Genomic DNA, 24604 nt, shown 5'->3' on the forward strand with positions numbered 1-24604 from the left:
GCATAATAAGACCCATGCGAAACGATGCCGAAGGTCGTGACAGCGATCTCGAATGGTTTGTCGCGGCGGTATGTCTTGCCGACTAAGGGGTAGTGATGTTTGCGATTGATCGCTCGGGGAGCGACAGGTTGGTCACCTCAAGATACTGCAAGGCAAGACCGGCCGTTGAGTCTGTGTCGGCCTTGTCGCGAGGTCTGTTGCTTTGCTCGGATACCTCGCTGAACAAGCGTCATCGCGTCGAGTATTGCCGACTGGATCGAGGTTTTGCCAACCAGCTCCGGCCAAGGTTCAGCAATACTCAACGCGCCAGCGATAGCGCTCCCATGGCTGACCGAAGCTGCGAACAGGGGTTATGCTCCGACAAATCGCCAAGGCAGGGACCTTCGACGGCGTGTCTGACAAGATTGGCGATGGTAGCGCTGTCTTACGGACCCGCGAGCGCGATCGCGATCGCGGCATCGGGTAAGTTCGACCGCTATCGTTCACTCGGCGTCCAACAGGGGTGCCGGTCGTGATCCGTACCATCGACGTTCGCGGTGGCCGGATCCTGGTCGGCGGAGAAACACGCGACGACGTCCGGCTTACCATATCGGACGGCCGCCTGCGCGCGATCGAGCCGGCCGGGGGCGGGGGGGACGTCGCAGGCGACGACTTGGCCGGCGGTGACGTAGCGATCGATCTGGCGGGCGGCTGGCTGCTTCCGGGGTTCATCGACACGCAGGTGAACGGCGGTGGCGGGGTGCTGTTCAACAACGCGCTCGGGATCGAGGGGCTGGCACGGATTGCGGCGGCACACGCCCGGTTCGGCACCACCGCATTGCTGCCGACGCTGATCACGGACACCGCCGAGGCTATCGAGGCGGCGCTGGACGCGGTCGACGCGGCGATCGCGGCCGGCGTGCCCGGTATCGTCGGCGTGCATATCGAAGGGCCGTTCATCAACGGCACGCGCAAGGGGATCCACGATCCCGCGCTGATCCGCACGCTCGACCGGTCGATCATCGACATTCTGTGCCGACCGCGGCGTGGCGTCGTCATGATGACGCTCGCGCCGGAAGTCGTCGCCGTCGAGGATATCGCGCAACTCGCCGCGGCGGGGGTCATCCTGAGTGCCGGGCATACCGACGCGACCTACGACGAGGCGCTGGCGGGCTTTGCTGCCGGGGTCACCGGCGTGACGCACGTCTTCAACGCGATGTCGCCGCTGCTTCACCGCGCGCCGGGCATGGTGGGGGCTGCCTTGAGCGAGGCCGCGATCTGGTGCGGCATCATCGCCGACGGGGTGCATGTCGCGCCCGCCGCGCTCGACATCGCGTTTCGCAGCAAGGGGGCGGATCGCCTGATGCTGGTGACCGACGCGATGCCGAGCGTCGGTTCTAACGACGATTTCTTCCTGCTCAACGGCCGCCGGATGACGGTCGAGGGCGGGGTGTGCATGGGCGAGGACGGTACGCTGGCCGGCGCGCATCTCGACATGGCGCAGGCGGTGCGGACGATGTGCGCGGCGACCGGCGCCGACCTGCCGACCGTCAGCCGGATGGCGAGCGCGTCGCCCGCCGCGTTTCTCGGGATGGCGCAGGACCGCGGCACGCTGGCGGTCGGATTGCGCGCGGACTTCGTCGTGCTGGATGCGGCGCTGCAGCCGGTGCAGACGTGGATCGGCGGGATCAAGGTCGCCGGCTGACCCGCGGCTGGCGGGTCGCTTCGGCGAGGTGCCCGATGCGATCCTAGATCCTACAGGCCAGCGTCAGCTGTGGTGGAGTTCTGCGACGAGGTCGTAGGCATCGCCACGATAATAGGAATGCGTGACCTCGATCACGCGGCCATCGGCGGCGAAGGAGCGCCGTTCGATCATCAGCCCCGGGTCACGCTCCTCGATGCCGAGCAGCACGGCGTGCTCTTTGCCAAAGCAGATCGCGCGGACGCGTTGCAGCGCCCGTACGGGGCGGTTCCCGTTGGCGGCCAGGGCGCCGTACAGCGAGGACACGACATCATCGAGCCGCTTCAGGCCCCAGCTCGGCACCGTGGCATATTCGACGGCCATCGTCTCGTCGTCTGCGAAGCGGATGCGCTGGAAACGGAAGACGTGCGACCCGGGCGAGAGACCCAGCGCGAGCGCCTCCTCGGGGGTCACCGACCCTTCGGACCGATCGATCCACTCGCTGGACGGGCGCCGGCCGCGTGCCAGCATGTCTTCGGAGAAGGACGACAGCGCGGAGAAGTTCTTCTCGACGCGGCTGGCGTCCTGCGCGCCCGGGCTTCGCGATACGAACGTGCCGGCACCCCGCCGCCGTTCGAGCAGGCCATCGGTGACCAGCGCCTCCAGTGCCTTGCGGATCGTCACGCGCGATAGCTGGAACTCGTCGCACAGTTCCCGTTCGCTCGGCAGCGCGGTACCCGCCGCGAGCCGTCGGGTTTCGATCGCGGTGCGGATCAGGCCCTGCAACCACAGATAGCGCGGGCCGCTGCTCGTCGCGGCCGTAACGTCTAGAAGGTCGATGAACGCCATAGAGGCTTGGCGTAACACTTGCCGCCGCACATGTCATACATCCGTTGGACACTGTGGTCGCGGATGGTTCGCGCTCGGCCTACCAGACCGCCACGCTGCGGCTGAGGCCGGTCGCCTCGCCCGCGTCGGCCTGGAGCAGCAGCGTCACGACGCGCTCCTGCTCGCCGGCCGGGAGAGGCGCGACCATCGCTGCTTCTGCCGGGTCGCTTTTGGTGGCGACGCGTCGGCCGTCGACCCACAGCTCCGCGCGGCCGATCACGCCGGCGAAATGCAGCGTGCCACCGCGGACCGCGACGTGCCGACGCGGCATGAAGCGACCCTGGATCAGCGTGTAGGCGCGCGCGGCCTGCGCCTCCTCGAGCCGTCCGGTGCGGACATAGCTCAGGCTGCGCCATTGCTGCGCCGGGTAGATCGTCCGCGCGTCGGGCGCCTGCGCGACGAACGGCGTGCGCCGCCACTCACCGAGATGGTGAACCGACGGCGTCACCGCGACGGCGCGGGTCTGCGCGGCTACCAGCGGAAACGCCGCGCGAGCGGGGGACAGCCCGGCGACGCGCGCGGTCAGGACCAGTTGCTTCGCGCCTGCCGAAGAACGCACCAGCACCTGCGCGAAACCGTTGAACAGCTTGCGGGCGTTGCCTTGCTCGGGGTCGTGATCGTTGGGATTGCCGTTGCCGACGCCGATGATCTCGCCGCCCTCGACCGCGAACGTGACGGTGTCGTTCGCGGTCGGCACGTGGAGGCCGCTCGCATCGATCAGGTCGACGCTGATCGGCTGCACGTCGGCACCGTCGCCGAGCATCATCGGGCGATCGGGCGTCAGCCGCAGCGTGGCAGGCCGGCCCGCGGTCGTAACGCTGGCGCGAACGACTTCGCGACCGCCGCTGTAGCCGATCGCTTCGAGCGTGCCCGGTGCGAACGGCACCTGCCATTCGAGCATTTCGAACGGTTTGCACGTCTGCCGCCCGATCGGCTTGCCGTTGAGCGACAGCGCGACCGCCTCGACATTGGTCGGCACCATCACCTTGATCGGCTGGCCTTCGCGCCCGGCCCAGTTCCAGTGCGGACCGATCGCGATCACCGGCTCCGCGGCGATCCACTGCGCGCGCCGCAGATGATAGGCCATCTTGGCGAACCCGCACAGGTCGAGGATGCCGAACGAGCTCGATGCCGCCGGCCAGGGCAACGGGGTCGGTTCGCCGTGATAGTCGAACCCCGTCCAGACGAAGGTCGCGGCGATGTACGGGCGGCTGCCGATCATCCGCCAGCTTTCGTGATGCGTCAGGCCCCATTCGGGCGCTTCGGTATCGTAGGACGTCAGCACGTTGCGCGCCGTGTCGCTCGTCCACTCGCCGCGCGTCATCACCGCGCTGGTGTCTTCCGTGCTGAGCAGGGGGCGATCGGGGTGGAGTTTGTGGTAGCGATCGTACCAGCCGTGCTTGTAGTTGAAGCCGACCACGTCGACCGCATCGGCGCCGTTCAGCGGCGTGAACATGCCGTCGTTCATCGCGGCGGTGACGGGGCGGGTATCGTCCAGCGCCTTCACCGCGGCGGCGAGGCGGCGGACCATCTCATAGCCCTGTTCGCTGCCCTGCATCGGTTCTTCGTTGAGCACCGACCACAGGATGATGCTGGGCCGGTTGCGGTCCCGCCGGACCATCCATTCGAGCTGCGCCAGATACTCGGGACTGGGATCGAAATGGCGGTTCTCGGCCATCACCAGCATGCCGAGGCGGTCGCACGCATCGAGCATGCCGGCGTCGGCGGTGCCGTGCGTGAAACGGATCGCATTCGCGCCGATCTGTTTCAGGCGACGCACGCGCCACTCCATCAGCGCGGCGGGCACCGCGACGCCGACGCCGGCATGGTCCTGATGGATGCAAACGCCCTTGATCTTCAGTGGCACGCCATTGAGGTGGAACCCCGACGCCGCATCAAACACCGCGGTGCGGAAACCGATTTCGGTACGGCGGCTGTCGATGGTCTTGCCGCCCTGCACCAGCCGCGTGTGCAGCGTGTAAAGCGTCGGCGTCTCGGGGGACCACAGGTTTGGTCGCGCGACCGGCAGCAGCATCGTAGCGGTTGCCGTCGCCAGCGGGGTCGCGGTGGCGGTGGCGCTCGACTGCGCCAGGGTGCGACCGTCCGCGTCCTGCAGCACCGCTTCGACCGTCGCCTGACCCGGCGCGGCACCGGCGTTAGCGAGCGTTACCGTCACCGGTATCTGCCAGCTGCCGCCCGCCTGCGCGCGCGGCGTGGCATGCACGCCATCGGTCGCGATGTGCAGCGCGGGTCGCACCGCCAGCCAGCAATCGCGGTACAGTCCGGCGCCCTCATACCACCAGCCTTCCATGACATCCCCGTCGACGCGGATCGCGATGGTGTTGGGTTCGTCGCCGAAGCGGGCATAGGGCGTGAGATCGACGGTCTGCTGGACATAGCCGGACAGGCTGTGGGCGACCGGCACGCCGTTGAACCAGACGGTGGCGTTGTTGGCCATGCCGCCGAGCTGGAGTTCGAGATACTGGCCGTGCCAGCCCGCCGGCAGAACGACGTAGCGACGATACCAGCCAATGCCGCGACGGCGATACCCGAACGCGTCGTTCTGATCGGATTCGACCGGGTGCGCGATCGCCCAGTCATGCGGAAGCTGCACGGCGGTCCAGTCGGAATCGTCGTAGTCCAGACCGGCGGCGCCCTGCGCGTTGCCGGCCTTGGTCGCGGCATAGGTCTCGTCGTTGCCACGCACGGCGGGGACGGGGATGTCGCCTTCATGGAACAGCCAGCCATGGTTGAGCGCGATCAGGCTCGGGTCTGCGGGTGCGTGCGGCGAGGGTAGATGTCCGAGCGGGATCGGCATGTCGGGCGAGAGCGCTGTACCGGTCGGACCGCGACGTTCTGCCAGAGAGGGTTGCGCCAACGACACGGCAAGCGCCGACGATGAAACGACGAAACGGCGACGGTCGAGCATCTGGCCTCCCTGGATACATCTGCAAGGCCAAAACAATACATCAACGCTTGACGCGCTCAACTGCCAAATCCGCGGACGCCGATCGCAGCCCGTGACCTTACTCTTTGCCGATGCGGACGATGCCTGGGACGATCGCGAATTTGCCTGAGGCGGTTTGCTTCTTGACTACGTTTCCGTGCTTGGCTGCTGCCGAACTCACTAAGGCCAATCTAGGTATCAGTCCGCGACGCGATCGATCTATGACACATTGTTGCAATCCACTCGCATTAGCCATAAGCGGGCGAAATCGCTGCAGCGTAGAACCGTGGCGAAACCAAGGGGTCCTCGATGCGTCAAAGTTACAGCCGGAGCGCGTGTCGGAGCGTAGCGTATGCGAGCCTGAGCACGATCGCGTTGGGTATCGGCATGGGCCTACCCAGGACGGCATACGCGCAGGACGCGGGAGACCGCGACGTGGCGAGCGGTGGCAGAAGCGATATCGTCGTTACCGCGCGGAAGGCGAGTGCCAGCATCCTGGGCAGCGACGTACCGATCAGAATCTACCCGCAATCCGTGCGCGTGTTCGGCCAAAAGGAACTCGAGGCGCTCAACACCACCCGGCTCGACGACGTGCTCGATCTTGCCGGAGGGGTGTCGCGCCAGAACGATTTCGGCGGACTATGGGACAAGTACGCGATCCGCGGGTTTGCCGGCGACGAGAACGCCGGTCCGGATATCATGATCAACCGCTTCAGCAGCAATCTCGGCTACAACGCGCCCATCGACACCGCTACGGTCGAGCGGATCGAGGTGCTGAAAGGGGCCGGCGCCGCGCTATCGGGCCGGGGCGAGCCTGGCGGATCGATCAATATCGTCACCAAGGCGCCGCTCGATCACCTTCATGCGTCGGCCAGCGCCAGTTATGGAAGCTGGGACAGCGGGAGGCTGACGGGCGACGTCGGCGGACCGATCGCCAAGGGGGTGTCTGTCCGGCTGATCGGCGTCGGCGAGGAGCATGACAGCTTCCGGGACCATGTCGAAGGATCGCGCCGCCTGATCGCGCCTTCGGTGTCATGGCAGGCGTCCGACGCGCTGCGCGTCCTCTACCAGGCCGAGTATATGCGTAACGAAGCGACGCTGGATCGCGGCGTGGTCGGCATCGCGGGCAATGCGCGGGCGATGGACCGGGACACGTTCCTGGGCGAACCGGCGGACGGACCGATCATCCAGAAGATCCTGTGGCAACAGGCGACGGTTTTCGCGGACCTGGGCAGTGGTATCGGGTTCGAGGTCGGCGGCAGCCAGCGTGACGGTTCGCTACGCGGGTTCGGCACCATGGTCGATTTCGGCGCTCGCGGACTCCAGGCGAACGGACTCACTGCCGGGCGCGACCGCCGTTATCACGATTTCGCGTGGGACGACCTCACGCTGCGCGCAGAATTGACGGGATCGCTGCGCTTCCTGGGCCTGGACCATGATTTGCGTCTCGGCGTCGACAGGGTGCGCCACTTCATGGACTTTCGGCTCGATCGCGCGCGCGGCACGACTACCCGCCCGATCCTGGTTATCGACCTGTTCAACCCGGTCTATGGTCAGCCCTTGCCGGTACCGCCGGCCAACGTCAGCCGTACCGAATCCTTCCGTAGCGAAAGCGCGTATGCGCAGGATATCGTCCGCGCGGGCGACTTCACGCTGCTGCTGGGCGCGCGTTGGAACAGCTTTCGACAGACCGTACGCAATCGGCTGACCGGCAATGCCGATCTCGATACGGTCGACCGCGGTGTGACGCCGCGGGCCGCTCTGTCATGGCAGGTCGGCAAGGGCCTGTCGCTATACACGAGCTGGGGGCAATCCTTGCGGCTCAATCCATCCGACGGCATTTCCACGTTCGACGCGGAACGGAGCCGCTCGACCGAAGTGGGCGCCAAGTTCGCGGTCCTGCACGGTGTGGTGACGGGGCAGGCGGCAGTGTTCGACATGGAAAAGCGCAACGTCCTGAATCCGAACGCGACCGACCCGTTCGTGAAAAGCCAGATCGGGCGCCAGCGCTCGCGGGGCGCAGAAGCGGAAGCCACGGTGAACGTGACGGACGATCTCTACGCCACGGCCACATACACCTATGTCGACGCGACCGTCCGGCAGGACGTGGACCGGACGCTGATCGGCACGCGCCTGTCAAACGTGCCCAAGAACGCGTGGGCACTGTTTGCCGTCAAACAGTTCGACGGGCTGTCGGTGGGTGGCGGTATCAGCCACTCGGGGAGCCGGGCCGGCGATCCGTTCGCCAGCGGGTATCGTCTGCCGGCCTACACCATTGCGCGCGCGAATTTGAGCTATGCCGTGTCGGAGCACCTGACGATGCGCGTCGATATCGATAACATCTTCGATAAATATTATATCTCGAGTTCGTATGCCAATGTGTGGACGACGCCGGGGGCGCCGCGCAACGTGCGACTGACGATCACCTCACGCCTGTGAAGGTCGTACGGCAGCATCGCCTTAGAGCGCCGACAAAACGGGGTTCGATCGGCCGGGTTTATCGAAAGGCCTGATCGCGACGTCCGACACGGTTACGCTGCCGCCAGCGCTCTTCAGGTGCAATTCGGTGGCATCGAGTGGCGCGGTGATGAGCGCGGACATCGTCGCCGTTCCGTCGGCGAGAAAAAGCTCCACCGAACCGGAGTCGATGAACAGGCTGATCTTCACAGCGCCCTTGGTGAAGTCGCACGCGATACTTCGGGGCTGTCGCCATACATCGCCGTCCGGCTGATTGGGGCCGCTATCCGATCGCTCCAGGCAGATGATATTGTCATGCGCCCTGAAGATGAATCTGGTCGCAAAGCGGTTATCGGCTCGAACCGATAGCACGACCTTGGCCGGCCAGATCTGGCCGACCCGGGTGAGCGTGAGATCGATACGACACGCTGCGGTCTGTGCACCTGTCGGCCAGACATATTCCGATCCTTCGACGATCGTTTGATCCTGTCCGGTAATGGCTTCGGCAAAGACCGTATCCTGCGCGGCGAGCGGCGTGCTGATCAGGCGCGGGACGTCGTCGATACGCTGAAGTCGTAGCTGGCGAACAAGGCTGAGTTGCCCGCGGTAATCGTGCGCGAGCGGGATTTTCTTCACGTAATCCCAGTTGCTCATCCATGCGATCGCGTACGCCGCGGCAAGTGGATCAGCCGCCGCCGGATCGATCCAGACGACCGCGGCATAGAAATCCGGACCGCCGTCGACCCATTGTCCCTCCGGGGCATCCGCCATGAAACTCGTCCCATCGAAATCACCGACCCAATAATAGGCGCCCACGGTAAAGCCGAGTTTGGTGCCGTTGCCGCCGACCAGCAATATCCATTTGTCTGCCGACATCTGGCCGTTCGCGTCGTACAGATGCAGCTTGAAGAGGTGTGAGCATTCCATGACGCGGCCGACGATCGTCGAGGCAAAGCCGCTGGCATAGCGCCACTGCTTGAGGTTGGCGGACGTGTAGACTCCGATCTTGCCCTCTTCGGACAGGGTCATGACCCAGCGTTCGGTCGGCGCATGCCAGAACACGGTGGGATCGCGGAAATCCTTGTGACCGCCGGGGTTGGGCAGGACGATGTCATGGAACGTGAAGCTCGCGCCGCTGTCGCGCAAGTACCACAAGGCGCAGGACTGGCCGGCGCCGAAACCAGCCGTATGCGCCGTATCCAAGACGGTACTCGCTCCACAACTCGCCGAAGCCCGTCGTGTTGCGTGGGATCACGATACCCCTATCCTGCCGCGCGACGAGGTCCTTCGAGGTCGTTCGTGCCGCCCGCTGGGTGGGTGGAATTGTAGAGCGCCTACAGCATCCAAAACCAAGGCGTGGCGATGCCGATGCCCATGAACGCCTCGGCGCTCAACAGGTCCGTCGATGCCAGGTGTTCGTCGATGAAAGCGTCAATGTGTCCGAGCACGGTATCGATCGAGGGAAAGCTGCCGGCATGGCGACCGACCGCTTTGCGCTCCCCGTCGAAATCCAGCAGTACGATGGTGGTGTCGCCGCGCCCGACCTCGACGCCGACGGTATATCCTCGCTTGCCGTTGATCCGGTAGATCGTCGCCGGCTGGCCCATCCCACCGGTGCGCCTGCCCGCCTGGAACAGCAGCCCGACCTCGGCCAGTTCATCGACGATGCGGACGACGGCTTGAGGTGACAGGCCCGTCATGCGCGCGAGTTCCGCTTTCGAAGCGCCGTTCATCCGTCGAACGGCCGACAGGATCAGGCGCTCATTATACCGTCGCATTCCGCCAGCATTCGTACCTCTGCGCATGGAATCCACGCCGTATCCTTTCATCCGTTTTGCCGGAGCGTCGCGGAGACACTCGCCATCAGGCGTTCGCCGTTCCCCCGATAAGGCACCGGGGCCCATACGGAAGGGTGCGCAGCCCTTTTTTTGGTCGCGATCCATCCGAAGATTTCCCGCAAGACGAATGGGACGCTGTCGTCCGACCTCTGGCGCATCCCGCTGCCGCCTACGTGTTTAACGCCGCTGGATATTATTGGCGTGCGCGAATTAAATCGAGCGGCGATGCGTACCGGAGGCTAGGGCGGGCGTCTCGTCAGTCGCCAGGATGATCGCGTGCGCCCGAAACCTGAGATCCTGCTGTCCGAAGATCAGAAACGCATCGTCTGGGATCTGCGGATCAGTGGCCCCAGCGCGCGCACTGCCCTTGCCGACCGTCTCGACATGCATAATGGCGCGGTGACGCGCTTGAGCCGTGAGTTGATCGCGCTCGGGCTGGTTGAGGAGCATGTCCAGGACCAGCGGGCTGGGCGCGGCCGGCCGATCGTACCACTGGGTATCTCGAGCCGCGGCGGCTATGCGGCAGGCGCGACGCTGCATCCGGGCTGGCTCGAGATCGCGCTGGTCGATTTCGCCGGGACTGTGATCGTCCGCGACCTGGAGCCGTTCGACAGCCCCGATCCGCGCGCGTTCGTCGAGGCGGTGGATCGGCGGTTGCGCGGGCTGAGCATGAGCCACAATGTGCTGCGGTCGCGCTTCCTGGGGCTGGGCGTGGCGGCGACCGGGCCGACGCTCGCGGGCGATCCGACGCGGCGCTGGACGGTCGACTGGTTGCAGGGGTGGCGCGACCTCGACCTGCAACGGCTGTTCGCCGACTATCTCGGCCTGCCGGTCTGGATCGAGAATGACGGGACGCTCGCCGCGCTCGCCGAATATTACGACAGCGGGCTGATCCGCACGTGCAGTTCGGCGATCGTCTTCTTCATCGGGCACGGGGTCGGCGGGGGGATCATCGTCGACCGCGCGATCTTGCGCGGCGAGCACGGCAATGCGGGCGAGATCGGCCGGTTGTTCCCGGGGAAATCCAAGCGGCCGTCGGGGATCGACCTGCTCGCCGAATTGCAGGCGGCCGGCGCCGACATCCGCGCGCTGAACGAGGTCGAGATGCATCAGGATACGCATGCCGCGTTGATCGACGCGTGGGTCGAGCGGGCTGGAGAGCAGCTTGCGGTCGCCGCCGACAGTGGGGTCGCGTGGCTCGATCCTGGCGCGATCGTCGTATCGGGCGCGCTGCCGTTGCCGATCCTCCACGCGCTCGGTGCAGCGCTGGAACGCGCCGACTGGGCGACCGCCTTCCCCCATTTGCCGCGGCCGAAAATGCATGTGTCGCGACTTGGCAGTTGGGCGGCGGCGGTAGGCGCCGCACTGCTTCCCATCCACCAGCTCGTCGCCCCGAATGCCGAACGATGACGCGATTTATTTCCGGATAAATAAATAAAACTGCCACAACCACCGCCTAGCCGCGCCGTCATTGGGGGCGGGCAGTCGATGCCGGCCAGACGGGCGGGGATCTTCGCATGGTTGGGTTTTCATTTCGGTTGCTGGCACTCGCCGGCGTGTCGTCGATCGCGATCGTCGGTCCGGTCGCGGCGCAACAGACGGACGCCAAGTCGACTACCACGACATCGGCGACCACGACATCGGCGGCCGGGACGTCGGCGACCGGACCCGCGACCGCGCCGCCCGGGGATATCGTCGTCACCGGCATCCGGCGCGCCAACAACGTCGCGATCGAGGCCAAGCGCAACGCGACCAACATCATCGACGTCATCGGATCGAACGATGTCCGCACGTTGCCGGACGCGACCATCGTCGAGGCGTTGCGGCGTATTCCCGGTCTGTCGGTCCTGCCTGCGACCGACAACGAGCATCCGCGCGACGAGGCCGCGACGCCGGTGATCCGCGGGCTCGGCCCCGCGTACAACAACGTCACGATCGACGGGTTGCAGCTCGCCTCGCCCGGCACGCCCAACGGAACGCTTGGCTCGATCTCGCGCGGGGTGCGTCTCGACATCCTGCCCGCATCGATGATCAGCCAGTTGCAGGTCGTGAAGACCTTCACCGCCGATCTCGATCCGAACGCGGTCGGTGGCGCGATCAACATCGTGACGCGCAGCGCGTTCGAAGGCGGCGGCAAGCCGTTCGTCACGACCGAGGCGTCGCTCGGCCATGCGAACGACATCGGGCTGCCGCGCCACCAGCCCGATTTCGGCACGCGGCTCGGTGCGACGGTCAGCACGACGTTTGGCGCGAACCACCAGTACGGCGTCGTCCTGTCGGGCAATTACCAGACGCTCAGCAGCTACACCGACACGCACATGACGACAGATACGATCCACTATTCCTTCTACAATGCGGCAGGGCAACTCCAGACCGGCGCAGGCCTCGGCAACGGCTTCGCGGTGCCGCAGCAGGACAAATACTGGTACGTGATGGACAAGCGCGATCGTTACGGCCTGACCGGCAAGTTCGAGGTCCGGCCTACCGACACGCTCCAGGCCTATGCGTCGCTCGGTTATTATTATTTCAAGGACAAGATGGAGCGCAACGAGGTCCTGATCGACCCGCGCAACCGTGGCATCGTTCAGAACCAGACCGCGACCTCGGGCAATTATCCCGGCGGCGACGTCGAAGTAGGCTGGGAGAATGCCGATATCGTCACGCGGACGCGCGTCGCGCAAACCGGCCTGACGTGGCAGCCCGGCGATCGCCAGACGCTCTCGCTCAAGGGCAGCGCGTCGCGCGCGACCTATGACGAAGTGTTCCAGATGATCAAATACGCGACCGGCGTCGCACGGCCGGCGCCCGGCATCGCCGGGGCCACGCCGACCGCGACGTCGAACTTCGCGTTCGCCTACGACACCAGCCGCCTCGATCAGAAGTTCGCGGTCGATCCGGCCGCCTATAACAATTTGGCGAACTACAGCCTGCTTTATTACCGGCCGAACAACGAACGGCACGCCAGCGACACGGTGCTGACCGGCAGGCTCGATTACGGCTTCAATCAGGGCGCCGATGCGGACGGTATCGGGTTCGCGGCAGGCGCGAGCTACACCGACGATCGGCCCAAGTTCAATCTCGACCGGATCGATCTGACGCCCAACACGACCGGTCGGCCGATCGGCCTTGCGACCGCGGTCGGCCCCGGCGGCGCGCCGCTGAACTATTCGAATGGCCTGTACCTGCTGACGATCGATCCGGCCGCCGCGGTTCGCGACATCACCGCGCAACCCGGATCGATCCTCAACAGCACGGATCAGTCGAACTACAACAACCAGGACGATTTCCGCCACGTCGAGAAGATTGCGGGCGGCTATGCGCTCGCCAGCTACGTCTCGTCGGCGATCAACGCGCAGGCGGGCGTGCATCTCGATCACACGGACCAGTCGACCGTCGGACGGATCAAACGCAACGGCGTCTTCGTCGATCAGCCGACCAGGTCGAACTACACCTACCTGCTGCCCTCGGCGATCGCGACATGGCATGCGACGCACGCGATCGACCTGCGCGCCGCGGCCAGCCAGACGATCGGCCGACCCAGCTATGACAGCTATGCCGCGCGCAGTTCGATCGGCTTCGTCAATGCGAGCGATCTCGGCAACGGGGCGGCGACCGGCGTCAACGTCACGATCGGCAATCCCGACATCAAGCCGCGGCGGTCGACCAATCTCGACCTCGCCACCGACTGGACGCTGTCGAGCCGCTATGGCGGGATCGTCTCGCTCGCGGGGTTCTACAAGGACATCAAGGACGAGATCTTCAACGCCGCCTCGGTCGGCTACACCTACGAGGGGGTCAACTACGTCAACGCGGTCGTCACCCGGCCGACCAACGCGAGCAAGGCGAGCATCAAGGGGATCGAGGCGAGCGCGGTGCTGAATTCGCTCGAGTTCATCCACCCGCTGCTGAGCGGCTTCGGCGTCAGCGCGAACGCGGCGCTGCTCCGCGGCCGGATCGACGTGTTGAGCAGCGTCGGCGTCGCGCGCAGCATCGACCGGCTCGTCGGCCAGCCCGACAGCACGCTCAACGCCAGCGTGTTCTATGCGAAACACGGCCTGGAACTGCGCGCGGCCTACAACCGGCAGGGCAGGGCGCTGCGCACGATCATCAACGATATCGCGTGGCAGGACCTGTACTGGGCGCCGCGCGAGCAGGTCGACCTGACCGCGAACTATACGCTGCGGAACGGCGTCGCCGTGATCGGGCAGGTCAGCAACCTGACTCATAGCCGACTCACGAGCTTTGCGGGGCCGGACAAGAATTTGCTCAAGGACAGCTATTCCGTGCCGACGACCTTCTGGCTCGGCCTCCGTTTCACGCCCAAATTCTGATCCCGGAAAGGTCTTTCATGACACGGTCGCATCTTGGGGCGCTGGCCCTGCTTACGCTTGCCGCGCTGCCCGCGGTTTCCACCGCTGCGCCGGTGCAGCCGCGCACCGTACGGGAAATCCATGCCGCGCTGGCCGATCCGAACGGGCGCCTGCTGATCGCGGCGCATCGCGGGTGCCATAATCTGGCACCCGGGCACGATTTGCCGAGCGCTCCGGAGAATTCGCTGAAGGGCCTCGATCACTGCGTGGCGATGGGCATCGATATCATGGAGACCGACGTGCGCCGCACCCGCGACGGCTATCTGGTGATGATCCACGATGCGACGGTCGATCGGACGACCAACGGGACCGGCGCCGTCGATCATCTGACGCTCGCCGAGATCAAGGCGCTCCGTTTGCGCGACGACGAAGGCGAAAAGCGTGCCAGCCTCACCGATCAGCAGGTGCCGACGCTCGACGAGATACTGGCGCACGCGGGCAACCGGATCGTGCTGAACCTCGACATCAAGGACGCGATCTATGCCGAGGTGATCGAGGCGGTGGCCCGTGCCGGCGCGACCGACCGGGTGATCGTGAAGACCACCGCGGGTATCGGCAGCGCGCCGCTTGCCGCGATGGCGCCGTACGACCGCGTACCGTTCATGCCGATCCTGTCCAGCGGCGACGCCGCCGGAGCGGATCTTGCCGGGATCGTCACGCGCCAGGCCTCCGGCCGAGGGCGTGCGATCGGCATCGAACTCCCACGCATGCCCGCTGCCGCTCTGCCCGGCGTCGTCGCCGCTGCGCGCGCGGCCCACGAACGCGTCTGGGTGAACACGCTCTGGGAGGGGTTCGTCGATGGCTATGGAGGAGACGTCGACGCCCTGCGCGATCCCGACGCTGTATGGGGTCGCCTGCAACGCGCCGGCATCAGCATAATCCAGACCGACGAACCCGAAGCGCTGCGCCGCTACCTGCGCCGATGATCGCCATCGACGCGGACCGTCGTTTTATCGCTACACGCGAAAAACGTAGTTCGACCCCGGCAACCGTTCGATATCCGGCGGGAAGTTGGCGCGCTTGTCGTCGTAATATCGGCGGCGGTGATCGCCGTCCGACGCGGCGTTGTACGTCAGGTACAGGATGCGGCGTTGCGCGTCGGTCAGGTTGGGCTTCGACGCATGCGGAGCGTAGCTGTCGAAGAACAGCACGTCGCCGGGCTCGGTCGGGACCGGAATCGGATCGAACGCAGCCATCTGCTCGGGGCTGAGCGGCTGCCATTCCTCGCCGATCATCTGCGACAGACGCGGTGCGCTGGTCATCTCAAGGCACCCGTTTTCTGGCGTCGCGCGGTCTATGCCGACCAGCGCTGTGACGAACATCGGCGCATAGGTCGTCCAGCCCGCCTGCTGGTCCTGATGCGGTTCGAACCCAGCACCGCCAGCCTTCTTGAAGTTGATCTTTTCCTTGAACAGGACCGCTTGGCTGCCGAGCAACTGCGCGACCGCGGCGGACAACCGTCCGTGACGGACGAGGTCATCGAACGACGCGTGATAGGGACAAAAGTCCTCGATCCGCTGCATCACCCGTTCGCCAGGAGTGGTCAGGCTGTCCTCGTAATAGACCATGTGCCGACCGGGCATTTCGGGCAGGGCGACGAGTTCGTCGGTCCAGCGTGCGATCTCCGCGGCCTCGTCGGCGCTGAACAGCCCGCGACGGGCAACCCAGCCGGTCTCGGCGAAATGCTCCAAGTCTTCTGCCGTCAGCGGATGCGGATCGTTCAGGGCCATCTCAGCCTGCCAGATGCGGGAGGATCGCGTCGCGCGCCTTGGCGACGTCTTCGGGAAAATCGATTTCGGTCCAGGGCAGGTCGGTCACGTCGACGTAAGTGAACGCATCGGGCTCTGCGAGCATCAGGTCGCGGATCGCTTCCTCATACTCAATGTCGGTGCGACCGGCCGCGACATAGCGGTCGCAGGCGTCGGCAAGCTTTGCCGCCATCGCCGCGCCGAATTTGAAGAACCCGACCGATTCGCCGTGCCAGTCGTGCGCATGTTCCGGGCGCTTGCGGAAATCGACCATCGTCTCGCCCCGGAAGCAGACCTTCACGGGCTCGTCGCCCGGTTCCAGTTCGCGGTCGACAAGCAGTACCGCCTCGCCCGCCGCGGCGACCAGGCGCGCCAGCATCCGGGTGTCGTAGAGCACGTCGCCGTCCATCAGCAGGACCGGCCGGCCCGCGCGCAAGCGATCGCGCTGCACCCAGAGCGATACGAGACTGCCCTGGCGATAGTCGGGGTTGAGTATCGTCCCCGCGCGGTCGCCGATCGCGTGCCGCAACGTCTCTGCCTCATGGCCGACCGTGACGACCAGATCGTCGACGCCCACCGCCGCCAGCGCCGCCAGATGGCGATCGAGCAGCGAGCGGCCGTCGAAATCGAGCAGCACTTTCGGACCGTCATGCGTCTCGCCCAGCCGTCGACCGACGCCGGCCGCGAGCAGGATGGCGACCGGCGATGTTTCTGCGGCGGCGGCGAGGGGTTGGCTTGTTTGCATGGCCTGGCGTCTATAACGAGCCGGCTTGCCGCGGCCAAGCACATCGGGCCGGTCGCGACGCCTGCTCGATCACTGCCTGAACGATCATCGAAAGTCCCGTTTCATGAACGACCTCCCCGCCGATCTCATCACGCAGACGCCCTCGCCGTCGCGCGCCGCGCTGTTGCGGGACGTGATCGAACGTCCCGACCTCGCCTTCCTGATGGAGGCGCATAGCGGCCTGTCTGCCAAGATCGCCGAGGAAGCCGGCTTCGGCGGGATCTGGGCGTCGGGACTCAGCATCTCCGCCAGCCTCGGCCTGCGCGACAGCAATGAGGCGTCGTGGACGCAGGTGCTCGACGTGCTGGAATACATGGCGGACGCCTGTACGCTGCCGATCCTCGTCGACGGCGACACCGGCTACGGCAATTTCAACAATGTCCGGCGGCTGGTGCGCAAGCTCGGCGAGCGCAACATCGCCGGCGTCTGCATCGAGGACAAGCTGTTCCCGAAGACCAATTCGTTCATCGGCGAGGACCAGCCGCTGGCCGAGATCGGGGAATTCTGCGGCCGCATCACCGCCGGCAAGGACAGCCAGACCAGCGACGATTTCGTCATCGTCGCGCGGATCGAGGCGTTGATATCGAGCCGGCCGATGGAGGAGGCGCTGCGCCGGGCCGAGGCATATCACGCGGCCGGTGCCGATGCGATCCTGATCCATTCGAAGAAGGCCGAGCCGACCGAGATCTTCGAATTCTGCCGGCGCTGGGGTAACCGCGCGCCGGTCGTGATCGTCCCGACCACCTATTATGCGACGCCGACCGACCTGTTCCGCGAGGCGGGCATATCGACGGTGATCTGGGCGAACCACCTGATGCGCGCGTCGATCACGGCGATGCGCGAGACCGCGAGGACGATCCACGACGAACAGTCGCTGAGCAACGTCGAGGGTCGCGTGATCCCGGTCAAGGAGGTGTTCCGCCTGATGGGCAACGCCGAGCTCGAGGAGGCGGAGCGGCGCTATCTGCCCGAGACGCCGCGTCCGCGCGCGATCGTGCTGGCGGCGTCGGGCGGCGATCTCGGCGAACTGACACGCGACAAACCCAAATGCATGATCGACGTGCGCGGCCAGTCGCTGCTCGCTCGCCAGGTCGCGACGTTCGCCGACAGTGGTATCCGCGACGTGACGGTGGTGCGCGGCTTTGCCAAGGACGCGGTGGCGGTGAAGGGCATCCGCACCGTCGACAACGATCGCTTCGCCGAGACCGGCGAGGCGTATTCGCTGGCGCAGGCGGACGCGGCGCTGACCGGCGAGCTGGTGGTGTCGTACGGCGACGTGCTGTTCCGCAACTACATCCTGGAGAGCCTGCTTTCGAGTAAGGCCGACGTGGTGCTCGCGGTCGACGCTGCGCAGCGCAAGGACACGCGCGTACGCGATCTGGTGCTCGCCGATCATCCCTTCTCGGGCGGCTATCTCGACGATGCGCCCGCGCACATGATCCGGATGGGCAGCGATCTGGCGGCTGATGCGAGTGGCGAATGGGTCGGCCTCGCGCGCTTCAGCGCGACTGGCGCGACGTGGCTGCGCGAGGAGATCGCCGCGTTGTCCGCCGAGGGCTCGCTCGAAACCGCCGACCTGCCGCTGCTGCTTACCCGGATCGCCGCCAAGCACCCGGTGCGCGTCAAGTATTTCATGGGCCATTGGATGGACGTCAACACGCTCGCCGACGTCGCCGACGCACGCAACTTCACCTGATGATTACCGCGGACGCCTTCATGGCCGAGGCATCGGCCGCCGGGTTCGATTTCTACACCGGCGTACCGTGCAGCTATCTGACGCCGCTGATCAACGGCGTGCTGTCCAATCGCGCGCTTCGCTATGTCGGCGCGGCGAGCGAGGGCGAGGCAGTCGCGATCGCCGCGGGCGCGTGGCTTGCCGGGCGCCGCACGGTGGCGATGTGCCAGAACTCCGGGCTCGGCAACATGGTCAATCCGCTGACCTCGCTCAACGCACCCTTCCGAATTCCGACCCTGCTGGTGACGACGTGGCGCGGCCGGCCGGGTGAACCCGACGAACCGCAGCATGTCGTGATGGGTGAGATCACGCACGACCTGCTGAGCCTGATGGGGATCGAGCACCGACCGTTCCCGAATGTCGACGCCGCGATCGTGCCGTCGTTGCGCGCGGCGGTTACTGCGATGGACGCCACGTCTCAGCCTTTCGCGTTCGTCATGGCAAAAGGCGATGTCGCCGATACCGCGCTCGATCAGCGCCCACGTGATCTGCCTGCGCGAGGACGACTTGCGGATTACGCGACGCGCGGCGCGCGACCGACCCGTGTCGCGGCGCTCGAACGGTTCCTCGCGCTCACGGACGATTCGACCGCGGTGATCGCGACCACCGGCAAGTCGGGCCGCGAACTGTTCACGCTCGCGGACCGCGAGCAGCATCTGTATCAGGTCGGATCAATGGGTGGCGCGGCCGGCATGGCGCTTGGCGTCGCGCTTAATACCGCGAAGCGAGTCGTCGTCATCGACGGCGACGGTGCGGCGCTGATGAAGCTTGGCACGCTGGCGACGATCGGCGCGGAGGCGCCAGCGAACCTGATCCACATCCTGCTCGACAACGGCGTACACGACTCGACCGGCGGGCAGGCGACGGTTTCGGCCTCGGTCGACTTCGCCGCGGTCGCGGTCGCCTGCGGCTATGGCTATGCCGCCTCGTGCGATGATCTCGACGGGTTCGAACGGGCATGGGCCGAAGCCGCCACCGCCGGTCGTCCGTCGATGATCCACCTCCGCATCGCGCCCGGATCGATGGCGACGCTCGGCCGCCCGACCGTGACTCCCGAGGCCGTCGCGCGGCGGTTCAAGGCGTTCCTCGCGCGGTGAAGCGCTCCGCGATCCTGGCGGTCGTCATCGGGCTGATCCTCGCGGTCACGTTGATCGCCACGAACGATTTCGCGAAAATCCTGGACGCGTTGCGGCAGGCGGGATGGGGGATCGCGCTCGTCGTGCTGCTCCACCTGCCACAGACGTTCGCATCGGCGATCGGCTGGCAGGAACTGCTCGACCGGCGCCCGCCCGTGTCGCGCTTGTATGTCCTGCGCTGGATCCGCGAGTCGGTGAACGCGCTGCTACCGGTGGCGCAGATCGGCGGCGATCTGGTACGCGCACGGCTGCTGGCGCGACGTGGACCGCCGCTCGCACCATCACTGGCTTCGTCGATGGTCGATCTGTCGGTCGAGGGCGCAACGCAGGCGATCTTCACGATCCTGTGCGTCGCGCTGCTGATCGCCGGACCGCATGGCGGCGAGACGATGACGCTGGCGATCGGCGTCACGGTGGCGAGCATCGCGATGGCCGTGGCGTTCGTCGTTGCGCAGCGCTTCGGCCTGTTCGCGCTGATCGAGCGCGGCGTTGCCCGCTGGACCAAGGCAAGCGATCTCACCGGACTGAACGCCGCCGTGCTGGCGCTGTACCGGAACCCCGCCAGACTGTCGCGTTCGGCAGGCTGGCACCTGCTGTCGTGGCTGCTTGGCGGGATCGAGACCTGGGCCGGGCTGCACGTCCTCGGGGTGCACGCGTCGCTGCGGGAGGCGCTGGTGATCGAGGGGCTGGGGCAGGCGGTGCGCGGCGTCGGCTTCCTCATTCCCGGCGCGCTCGGTGTGCAGGAGGGGGGATATTTGCTGATCTGCGCGATGTTCGGCATCCCTCCGCAGCAGGCACTCGCGCTATCGTTGATCCGCCGTATCCGCGAGCTCGTCCTGGGCCTGCCGGGGCTGGCCGTGTGGCACCGAATGGAAGCGCGACCGCTGGTCGGTGGCGCGCAGGAAGGACTATCGTGACGCCTCTATTGTTGACGCCCGGTCCGCTGACTACCGATCCCGCCGTGCGCCGGGCCATGCTCGACGACTGGGGCTCGCGCGATCCGGCGTTCATCGCGCTCACGGCGGAACTGCGGCGGCGGTTGCTCGACGTCGCGAATGGCGGCGAAACGCATGTTGCGGTGCCGATCCAGGGCAGTGGTACTTATGCGCTGGAGGCGGCGGCCGGCACGTTGCTCGGCGCCGACGACCGCCTGCTGGTGCTGATCAACGGCGCGTATGGCGAGCGTATGGCGGCGATCGCGACACGATTGGGGCGTGCCGTCGAGACGCTGCGCTGGGACGAGAACGAACCGGTCGACGCGACGGTCGTCGCGGCGCGGCTGGCGGCGGACCCGGCGATCACGCACGTCGCGCTCGTCCATGTCGAGACGACGACCGGGCTGCTCAATCCGCTTGAAGAGGTCGCTCGGGTGGTGGCCGACGCCGGCCGCCTGCTGATCGTCGATGCCATGGCGAGCTTCGGTGCGTTGCCGATCGACCTGTCCACGCTGCCGGTTGCCGCGATCCTCGCTTCCAGCAACAAGTGCCTCGAAGGGACGCCAGGCCTCGGCTTCGCGCTAATCGACCGCGCGGTGTTGGAGGGGTGCGCTGGGCAGAGTGCGTCGATGAGCCTCGATCTTCACGCACAGTGGCGCGGGTTCGAGGCGAATGGCCAGTGGCGCTTCACCCCGCCGGTGCAGGTCGTCGCGGCCCTCGTCGAAGCGCTCCGGCGGCTGGAGGCGGAGGGTGGCAGCACCGCCCGGCTTGCGCGCTATACAGCCAACCTCGCAACGCTGTTGCGCGGCACCGATGCCTTGGGCCTCGATCTTTATCTCGATCGACCGTTCCAGGCACCGATCATCGCCACGTTCCGATCGCCCGATCGCTTCGATTTCACGACCTTTTACGACGCGCTCGCCGCAGCCGGGTTCGTGATTTACCCGGGCAAGCTGACCAAAGCGGAGTCGTTCCGGATCGGCTGCATCGGCGCGATCGGTCCGGCGGATTTCGATCGGTTGGTGACCGCGATGCGCTCCGCGCTAGCCGCGGCGACGCAGGGCTAGCAGCGCGAGGATGATCGCCGCGCTGGGCGTGATGACCGCCGCGGCGATCGTCATCGGCCAAGCTAGGCCGAGCCAGATCAGCACCGGCACCAGGATCATCGCGTCGTCTGGATCGACGGTGAAGCCCGCCGAGAGCTCATAGCCGCGGACGTCGGCGAAGTTCAGGACATTGAGTTCGGCGAACAGCGTGCCGATGCCGACGCCTGCGAGAATACCGAGCCAGAGCGCGGCCATGCCGTGCGTGGCGGCCAACCCTATCCCTAGCCCGACGAACGTGGCGACGCTGGCGATGCAGTCGCTGGCGAGATCGTAGCGATAGCCCCACACGCTCATCTGTCCGGTCTGCCGCGCGAGTTCGCCATCGGCGCGATCGAGCAGCATCGACACGACGAACACGACCCCGCCGATCGCCATCCAGCCATAGGTCCCGCCCGCAAGACACGCGGCGGCGGCGATGCCCGACACCAGCCGCACCGTCGTGATCTGGTTGGGCGTGATCGCGGTCCGCGCGGCGATCCGGACTGCAGGCCGAACGATGCGGTGGATGATCGTATTGTGGCTCACGCGGCAGCTCCGGATCGGCGAGATAGGCGGATGTCACGGCGCGGCGGTCGCATGCAAGGCCGACATCGCGGAAACATCGCTTTGTATTCGCGAAACCGGTGGATTAGAACCGACCATGGCTTCTTCCGCGACCCCGCTGCTCGATACCGTTTCGACACCCACCGACCTCCGCAAGTTCCATCCGGACCAGCTCCGCCAGCTCGCCGACGAACTGCGTACGGAGACGATTTCCGCGGTCGGCACCACCGGCGGGCATCTCGGGTCAGGGCTCGGTGTGGTCGAGCTGACCACCGCGATCCACTATGTCTTCGACACCCCGCGCGACCGATTGGTGTGGGATGTTGGTCACCAATGCTACCCGCACAAGATCCTGACCGGACGCCGTGACCGGATCCGCACGCTGCGCCAGGGCGGTGGCCTCAGTGGCTTCACCAAGCGCAGCGAGAGCGAATACGATCCGTTCGGCGCGGCGCATTCGTCTACGTCGATCTCGGCGGCGCTGGGCTTTGCTATCGCCAACAAGATTGCGGGGACGCCGGGCAAGGGCATCGCCGTGATCGGCGACGGCGCGATGTCGGCGGGCATGGCGTACGAGGCGATGAACAACGCCGCGCAGGCGGGTAACCGCTTGGTCGTGATCCTCAATGACAACGACATGTCGATCGCGCCACCGGTCGGCGGTCTCTCGGCCTATCTCAGCCGTATCGTGTCCAGTCGCGAGTTCCTGGGGTTCCGCGATCTGGCACGCAAACTCGCCAAGCGGTTGCCAAAGCCGATCGCGGACGGGATCCGCAAGACCGATGAACTCGCCCGCGGCATGACGATGGGCGGCACGTTGTTCGAGGAACTCGGCTTCTATTATGTCGGCCCGATCGACGGCCATAATCTCGAACACCTGATCCCCGTGCTCGAGAATGTCCGCGATGCGGAGGAGGGCCCGATCCTCGTCCACGTCGTCACCAAGAAGGGCAAGGGTTACGCACCCGCCGAGGCTGCCGCGGACAAATACCACGGCGTCCAGAAGTTCGACGTGATCTCCGGCGTCCAGACCAAGGCGCCACCGGGCCCGCCGCAATACCAGAACGTATTCGGCGCGCAGCTCGTCGCCGAGGCCGCGAAGGACCCGCGGATCTGCGCGATCACCGCGGCGATGCCGTCTGGCACCGGGCTCGACGCGTTCGCCAAGGCGTATCCCGACCGGTTCTTCGACGTCGGCATCGCCGAGCAGCACGGCGTCACTTTCGCCGCCGGTCTCGCCGCGCAGGGGATGCGCCCGTTCTGCGCGATCTACTCGACGTTCCTCCAGCGCGCATACGATCAGGTTGTCCACGATGTGGCGATCCAGAACCTGCCGGTGCGTTTCGCGATCGACCGCGCGGGTCTCGTCGGTGCGGATGGCGCGACTCACGCAGGCTCGTTCGACGTCACCTACCTCGCGACGCTGCCGAACTTCGTCGTGATGGCGGCGGCGGACGAAGCCGAACTCGTCCACATGACCCACACCGCGGCGCAGTACGACACCGGCCCGATCGCTGTGCGCTATCCGCGCGGCAACGGCACCGGCGTCGCGCTGCCGGAGACTCCCGAGCTGCTGGAGATCGGCAAGGGCCGCGTCGTGCGGGAGGGCAAGAAGATCGCGATCCTGTCGCTCGGCACGCGTCTCGAGGAAGCGCTCAAGGCCGCCGAGGTTCTCGAAGCCAAGGGGTTAAGCACGACGGTAGCGGATCTGCGCTTCGCCAAGCCGCTCGACGTCGATCTGATCCGCAAGCTACTCACCACGCACGAAGTCGCGGTGACGATCGAGGAGAATTCGGTCGGTGGTTTCGGCGCGCACGTCCTGACGATGGCGTCTGACGAGGGGTTGCTGGACGGCGGTGTGACCGTGCGCACGCTGCGTCTGCCCGATGTCTTCCAGGACCAGGACAAGCCGGAACGCCAATATGCACAGGCCGGGCTCGACGCGACAGCGTTGGTCGACACCGTGCTGAAAGCCCTCAGGCATGATATCGCTGCTGCGGGCGTGTCCGCGTGAAGCGTGTCGCTGCGTTTGCATTGCTTATCCTGCTGGTAGGCGCTGCTCCGCCACCGGAGGGAGTCCTGACGGTGCACGTCAGCAATGTCCGCAACGCCAAGGGGCGCGTGCATGTCGACGTCTGCCCGCAGGCGAAGTTCCTCAAGGAGGATTGCCCGTGGTCGGGGGTGGCACCGGCGCAGGCGGGTATGACGATCGTGACGGTCCGCGGCCTCCCTGCCGGCACTTACGCGGTGCAGGCGTTCCACGACGCGAACGCCAACGGCAAGGTCGACCGGGCGCTGTTCGGCATCCCCAAGGAAGGCGTCGGCTTCTCGAACGATGCGCCGATCCGGATGGCGCCGCCGAAATGGGCCGCTGCCGTCTTCGCGTTCGATGGCCGCGCGCAGACGATCGCGCTGAAGCTGCGGTACTTCCTCTGACGTGACGATATCCTCGACCCT

The 24604-nt window shown here is 66.2% G+C and carries 18 protein-coding genes; 11 read left to right on the forward strand and 7 right to left on the reverse strand.

Annotation, left to right across the window (positions count from 1 at the left end; genetic code table 11):
- Window positions 1–514 precede the first annotated feature (514 nt).
- A complete protein-coding gene (gene nagA, locus C8J47_RS06040; protein WP_404969264.1) occupies window positions 515–1684 on the forward strand; it encodes an N-acetylglucosamine-6-phosphate deacetylase in 1170 nt (389 codons plus the stop codon).
- 63 nt (window positions 1685–1747) lie between these two features.
- On the opposite strand, the gene C8J47_RS06045 is transcribed toward nagA, so the two are convergent.
- Together C8J47_RS06045 and galA are read right to left on the reverse strand one after the other, a co-directional pair.
- Entirely contained in the window at window positions 1748–2509 is a 762-nt protein-coding gene (locus C8J47_RS06045) for a GntR family transcriptional regulator (protein WP_056049608.1), read from the reverse strand.
- Window positions 2510–2588: 79 nt separating this feature from the next.
- A complete protein-coding gene (gene galA / locus C8J47_RS06050; RefSeq protein WP_121884896.1) occupies window positions 2589–5477 on the reverse strand; it encodes a beta-galactosidase GalA in 2889 nt (962 codons plus the stop codon).
- Between the two features lie 405 nt (window positions 5478–5882).
- On the opposite strand from galA, the gene C8J47_RS06055 reads away from it, so the two are divergent.
- A complete protein-coding gene (locus C8J47_RS06055; protein ID WP_121884897.1) occupies window positions 5883–7934 on the forward strand; it encodes a TonB-dependent siderophore receptor in 2052 nt (683 codons plus the stop codon).
- Between the two features lie 21 nt (window positions 7935–7955).
- Here C8J47_RS06055 and C8J47_RS06060 read toward each other — a convergent pair whose 3' ends face one another.
- On the reverse strand, window positions 7956–9155 hold the full coding sequence (locus C8J47_RS06060) for a glycoside hydrolase family 32 protein (RefSeq protein WP_121884898.1): 1200 nt from the start codon (window positions 9153–9155) through the stop codon (window positions 7956–7958).
- Window positions 9156–9286: 131 nt separating this feature from the next.
- Window positions 9287–9895 (reverse strand): helix-turn-helix domain-containing protein, encoded by a 609-nt coding sequence (locus C8J47_RS06065; RefSeq protein ID WP_310886118.1) that lies wholly within the window; start codon window positions 9893–9895, stop codon window positions 9287–9289.
- A 171-nt stretch (window positions 9896–10066) separates the two neighbouring features.
- Between C8J47_RS06065 and C8J47_RS06070 the strand changes: the two genes are divergently transcribed.
- From C8J47_RS06070 to C8J47_RS06080, 3 genes are all read left to right on the forward strand, one after another.
- Window positions 10067–11200: an ROK family transcriptional regulator gene (locus C8J47_RS06070; RefSeq protein WP_121884900.1), complete on the forward strand. Its 1134-nt coding sequence runs from the start codon at window positions 10067–10069 to the stop codon at window positions 11198–11200.
- Between the two features lie 107 nt (window positions 11201–11307).
- Window positions 11308–14121, forward strand: coding sequence for a TonB-dependent receptor (locus C8J47_RS06075; RefSeq protein WP_121884901.1), 2814 nt, complete (start codon window positions 11308–11310; stop codon window positions 14119–14121).
- Window positions 14122–14138: 17 nt separating this feature from the next.
- Window positions 14139–15086 carry a glycerophosphodiester phosphodiesterase family protein gene (locus C8J47_RS06080; protein WP_121884902.1) on the forward strand — a complete coding sequence of 316 codons (948 nt, stop codon included), beginning with the start codon at window positions 14139–14141 and terminating at the stop codon, window positions 15084–15086.
- Window positions 15087–15116: 30 nt separating this feature from the next.
- Here the strand turns inward: C8J47_RS06080 and C8J47_RS06085 are convergent, their stop codons facing one another.
- Together C8J47_RS06085 and C8J47_RS06090 are read right to left on the reverse strand one after the other, a co-directional pair.
- Window positions 15117–15890: a phytanoyl-CoA dioxygenase family protein gene (locus tag C8J47_RS06085; protein ID WP_121884903.1), complete on the reverse strand. Its 774-nt coding sequence runs from the start codon at window positions 15888–15890 to the stop codon at window positions 15117–15119.
- Window position 15891: 1 nt separating this feature from the next.
- The gene (locus C8J47_RS06090) at window positions 15892–16653 is read right to left on the reverse strand and encodes an NTP transferase domain-containing protein (RefSeq protein WP_121884904.1); all 762 of its coding nucleotides are present in this window, start codon (window positions 16651–16653) and stop codon (window positions 15892–15894) included.
- A gap of 103 nt (window positions 16654–16756) precedes the next feature.
- On the opposite strand from C8J47_RS06090, the gene aepX reads away from it, so the two are divergent.
- Genes aepX through C8J47_RS06110 form a run of 4 tightly spaced genes read left to right on the forward strand, consistent with a single transcriptional unit; the run spans window position 16757 to window position 21565 of the window.
- The gene (gene aepX, locus C8J47_RS06095; protein WP_121884905.1) at window positions 16757–18388 is read left to right on the forward strand and encodes a phosphoenolpyruvate mutase; all 1632 of its coding nucleotides are present in this window, start codon (window positions 16757–16759) and stop codon (window positions 18386–18388) included.
- Window positions 18388–19524: a phosphonopyruvate decarboxylase gene (gene aepY / locus C8J47_RS06100; RefSeq protein ID WP_121884906.1), complete on the forward strand. Its 1137-nt coding sequence runs from the start codon at window positions 18388–18390 to the stop codon at window positions 19522–19524. Before aepX ends, aepY begins: the two co-directional genes overlap by 1 nt.
- Complete coding sequence (locus tag C8J47_RS06105) at window positions 19521–20480, forward strand: lysylphosphatidylglycerol synthase domain-containing protein (RefSeq protein ID WP_121884907.1); 960 nt, start codon at window positions 19521–19523, stop codon at window positions 20478–20480. Before aepY ends, C8J47_RS06105 begins: the two co-directional genes overlap by 4 nt.
- Complete coding sequence (locus C8J47_RS06110) at window positions 20477–21565, forward strand: 2-aminoethylphosphonate--pyruvate transaminase (protein WP_220683349.1); 1089 nt, start codon at window positions 20477–20479, stop codon at window positions 21563–21565. Before C8J47_RS06105 ends, C8J47_RS06110 begins: the two co-directional genes overlap by 4 nt.
- Here the strand turns inward: C8J47_RS06110 and C8J47_RS06115 are convergent.
- Window positions 21542–22129 carry a CDP-alcohol phosphatidyltransferase family protein gene (locus C8J47_RS06115; RefSeq protein WP_121884908.1) on the reverse strand — a complete coding sequence of 196 codons (588 nt, stop codon included), beginning with the start codon at window positions 22127–22129 and terminating at the stop codon, window positions 21542–21544. The genes C8J47_RS06110 and C8J47_RS06115 overlap by 24 nt on opposite strands.
- Before the next feature lie 115 nt (window positions 22130–22244).
- Here C8J47_RS06115 and dxs point away from each other — a divergent pair, with 115 nt between their 5' ends.
- Window positions 22245–24161 (forward strand): 1-deoxy-D-xylulose-5-phosphate synthase, encoded by a 1917-nt coding sequence (dxs, locus tag C8J47_RS06120; protein WP_121885354.1) that lies wholly within the window; start codon window positions 22245–22247, stop codon window positions 24159–24161.
- A complete protein-coding gene (locus tag C8J47_RS06125; protein ID WP_121884909.1) occupies window positions 24158–24583 on the forward strand; it encodes a DUF2141 domain-containing protein in 426 nt (141 codons plus the stop codon). The genes dxs and C8J47_RS06125 overlap by 4 nt, the downstream gene beginning before the upstream one ends.
- The last annotated feature ends 21 nt before the right edge of the window (window positions 24584–24604 follow it).

Origin of the sequence: Sphingomonas sp. PP-F2F-G114-C0414 (assembly GCF_003688595.1) — a bacterium.
Taxonomy (GTDB): domain Bacteria; phylum Pseudomonadota; class Alphaproteobacteria; order Sphingomonadales; family Sphingomonadaceae; genus Sphingomonas.

Bases quoted from the DNA above. Each gene is read 5' to 3' on its own strand.
- aepY (WP_121884906.1), top strand. From the start codon at position 18,388: ATGATTACCGCGGACGCCTTCATGGCCGAGGCATCGGCCGCCGGGTTC.
- C8J47_RS06085 (WP_121884903.1), bottom strand. From the start codon at position 15,890: ATGGCCCTGAACGATCCGCATCCGCTGACGGCAGAAGACTTGGAGCAT.
- C8J47_RS06075 (WP_121884901.1), top strand. From the start codon at position 11,308: ATGGTTGGGTTTTCATTTCGGTTGCTGGCACTCGCCGGCGTGTCGTCG.
- C8J47_RS06055 (WP_121884897.1), top strand. From the start codon at position 5,883: ATGGGCCTACCCAGGACGGCATACGCGCAGGACGCGGGAGACCGCGAC.
- galA (WP_121884896.1), bottom strand. From the start codon at position 5,477: ATGCTCGACCGTCGCCGTTTCGTCGTTTCATCGTCGGCGCTTGCCGTG.
- C8J47_RS06080 (WP_121884902.1), top strand. From the start codon at position 14,139: ATGACACGGTCGCATCTTGGGGCGCTGGCCCTGCTTACGCTTGCCGCG.
- C8J47_RS06065 (WP_310886118.1), bottom strand. From the start codon at position 9,895: ATGGATCGCGACCAAAAAAAGGGCTGCGCACCCTTCCGTATGGGCCCC.
- aepX (WP_121884905.1), top strand. From the start codon at position 16,757: ATGAACGACCTCCCCGCCGATCTCATCACGCAGACGCCCTCGCCGTCG.
- dxs (WP_121885354.1), top strand. From the start codon at position 22,245: ATGGCTTCTTCCGCGACCCCGCTGCTCGATACCGTTTCGACACCCACC.
- C8J47_RS06045 (WP_056049608.1), bottom strand. From the start codon at position 2,509: ATGGCGTTCATCGACCTTCTAGACGTTACGGCCGCGACGAGCAGCGGC.
- C8J47_RS06090 (WP_121884904.1), bottom strand. From the start codon at position 16,653: ATGCAAACAAGCCAACCCCTCGCCGCCGCCGCAGAAACATCGCCGGTC.